At 33.7% G+C, this 2,937-nt stretch carries 2 protein-coding genes and 1 pseudogene; all 3 read right to left on the reverse strand.

The features are described from left to right. A pseudogene (locus NLF99_RS19555) lies at positions 1-88 on the reverse strand (class D beta-lactamase); the annotation flags it as partial. Between the two features lie 176 nt (positions 89-264). Further along, positions 265-1,053 carry an APH(3') family aminoglycoside O-phosphotransferase gene (locus NLF99_RS19560; RefSeq protein WP_154138269.1) on the reverse strand — a complete coding sequence of 263 codons (789 nt, stop codon included), beginning with the start codon at positions 1,051-1,053 and terminating at the stop codon, positions 265-267. An 825-nt stretch (positions 1,054-1,878) separates the two neighbouring features. After that, positions 1,879-2,661 (reverse strand): lincosamide nucleotidyltransferase Lnu(H), encoded by a 783-nt coding sequence (gene lnu(H) / locus NLF99_RS19565; protein WP_051021433.1) that lies wholly within the window; start codon positions 2,659-2,661, stop codon positions 1,879-1,881. Positions 2,662-2,937 lie beyond the last annotated feature (276 nt).

Genomic DNA, 2,937 nt, shown 5'->3' on the forward strand with positions numbered 1-2,937 from the left:
TTTCAATTATGTTTTTATTCGTTGTTGTGTTACAGCAAACAAATAAAAATATCATTGAAATAAAAACTACAAATAAAATATTTTTCATTTATTGTCTAATTATCGTTTGTTTTTGTTGCCACTAACGGTTACGTATTGGCGATGGTGGGGCATTTGAAAAACGTCAGCCCAACATTTGCACTAATGCCCGATAGAAGCACAAATGTTGAATTTATAACTATCAGCCCCACTATTGCCAATACGATGTTGGTGGCTGGGCTTCTTTCAAAAGAACTCGTCTAATAATATATAAAACTCTATTTTATTTTTGTTTGGCTTATCAAGTCCATATACCTTGTAAAATATGTCAACCATTTCTGGTCTAAAATTATCTCGTATGTTTCTAACAGCAAGTGCAATATCTTGATATTTATCTGTTATACCTCCATTGCCAATGTCTATAAAACCACTTAAGTTATGATTGTCAAAAATTAAGTTGTCAAAACAGTAATCTCCGTGTGTAAACACTAATTCATAGTCTGATGGCTTTATGCTTAATAATTTCACAAATAGTTCTTCGGGGCTGTAAGTTTGATTTTCGGGTTGTAAGTCTGTAAAATCAATTAACCCACTATCTAAATTAAATCTTGCTTTTGAAATTTTCAAGTCAAGGTGTTGAACCAACGCAGTATTGTCAATTTTCAAAGAATGAAGTTTTTTCAATGATATTGCATATTGCTTAATAATTTCTTCAGTTTCTATTTTATCAAAATAATATTCAAGAGTTTTTCCTTGCAGTTCCGTCATACATAACAATTCAAAGTCGCTTAATTGTTCATAAAAAATAATCTTAGGAACTGGAATTTTTCCGTCAAGCCATAAATAATTTTGATAATCGTATTTGAGGTTTACATTATGGTTACTATAAATTTGTTTTTTGAGAATAAAACTCTTTGATTCATCTGTCGTAACCCTGAACAATTCAGCATTTGTTGAACCACCTGAAATTTGTGTGGTAGTATAATTTCCAAAATATTTGTCAAGTTGATTTTTTACGTCTTTACTGATGTCCATTTGCTGTGTCTTTTAGCCTTGCCACCAACGTTTGGGTATTTCTGTTGGCGGGGATTATTATAATTAGTTTTTGTAAATATAACAAAAAGAACAACTCGCGAAAATCTTTATGATGTATACTTCAACCCCGCTAACAGAAATACCGTGTTGTGCGCAGTATTTTTTAATTTCAAGGGAGTTTTAGTGCTTTTAATAGTCAGTCAGACAGTTAAAAAGATATTGAATTCATGCAGTTTTGCACGTTTGTTTTTAGCAGAAATAGTTTTCTGAAGTTTAGTCCAGGACGCTAAGTGCAAAGTAGGGGAGTCAGATCAGTAGTTTTGGAAAAGTCAGTGCGGTTTTTTAAGCGGCAATCCTCAGTTCGGTTATTTTTCCAAAGGTAAATTCAGATTCAGAATTCAGCCAGCAAAAAAGTCAGTTCAGAGTTAAAAAAATCTCATAAATTTTGTTTGAAAGTCGCGGCGGTAATATTGCGCACAATGGCTCGGCGAATTGGCGAAGTAGCGAAGCTGTATCGAAGATACAAAAGCGGAGCTATTTAGCCAAGTCGCTTGTTGTAAGCAGTCCGCGAAGCGGCGGCTTACGGCAAGCGACGTAAGTCGCCGAGCCATTGTTAGCAAGGAGCGCAGCGGATTGCTAACAACGGGCCGCGGCTTGGCGATAGTGGCGGATTAGAAAGCCAATACTTTCAATCTTTCACTAACTTGAGCAACAGCTTTTTATTATTTACTAAATTAACAAAAAAGGAAATATAAAAAGCTGTTGCGACAAAAAATGTACGAACTTTCTATATTTCCCATAACCCGCCATTTCGCCAAACCGATGTTAGCGGTAGTTTTTTCTTATTTCATGTAGGATTTCTTTCATTTTTGGTTCAATATTTAGTTCGTCAAATAGTTTTTCCGATAAATTTAATGAGTTTTCAAAAGCTAAAATTATATTTTTAGGATTTAAATCCGATGTTACTGTTTTATACGCAAAATACCAAGTCGTATCAATATCCTTTTCAAGACTTTTAGTTGGACTTTCCCAATGTTGGGTTTTGTTTGTTCTTGCTCTAATAAGCCAAAGCAAATATTTCTGAACATTTGATAAACTATGATGAGCATGAGCAAATTCTTCTCGCTTAATTAAGTTGCTTGTTGTCAGTATAACATTCAGTAATGATTGACTTAACCACAAGATGTTTTCATTTGTTATTCTTTCGGGCGATTTCGTTTTGATTTGATTTAGTGTTTTCGTTAAATGTCCGTCTTTGTCGATTAGGTTCATTTGGTCAAAATCGCTAAATGCAACAATTCCGTCCCAAGATTTGATAATTTCAATTTCCTCCGTTTTTAAAAAATGAAATTCGCCTCTGACCATATTCTCAAAAATAGCAACTTCGCTTCCATATTCATTTGTAAAATATAATGCCACAGGATGAATTTGATTTACCCATTTTTCCGACGAGAAATTTTCTTTATTTTTTAAAAAGATGTAAAATTCGATATCAGAATATTTATCTCCTTCGCTTTTAGTAAATGAACCATACATAAAAACAGCGGAAACATTTTCGTCTTGTTGAGCTATAGATTTTGTTTTGTTAATCATTTGTAACTGCGTCATTTCTTCTAATTTTTAAAAGTTGATAATAGAAATTCTCACTGCTTTTTGAAAGCAATAAAAAAGTTTCACTTTTTTTATTTTGAACAGTTACTTATAGCTTCATCGGATTATATTTTTTTATGTTCAACATTCTGTTTGGTAAAATTACCGCTAATGGCTCGGCGAATTGGCGAAGTAGCGAAGCTGTATCGAAGATACAAAAGCGGAGCTATTTAGCCAAGTCGCTTGTTGTAAGCAGTCCGCGAAGCGGCGGCTTACGGCAAGCGACGTAAGTCG

The sequence above is a fragment of the Sphingobacterium sp. LZ11T8 genome, assembly GCF_024261425.1.
GTDB lineage: Bacteria > Bacteroidota > Bacteroidia > Sphingobacteriales > Sphingobacteriaceae > Sphingobacterium.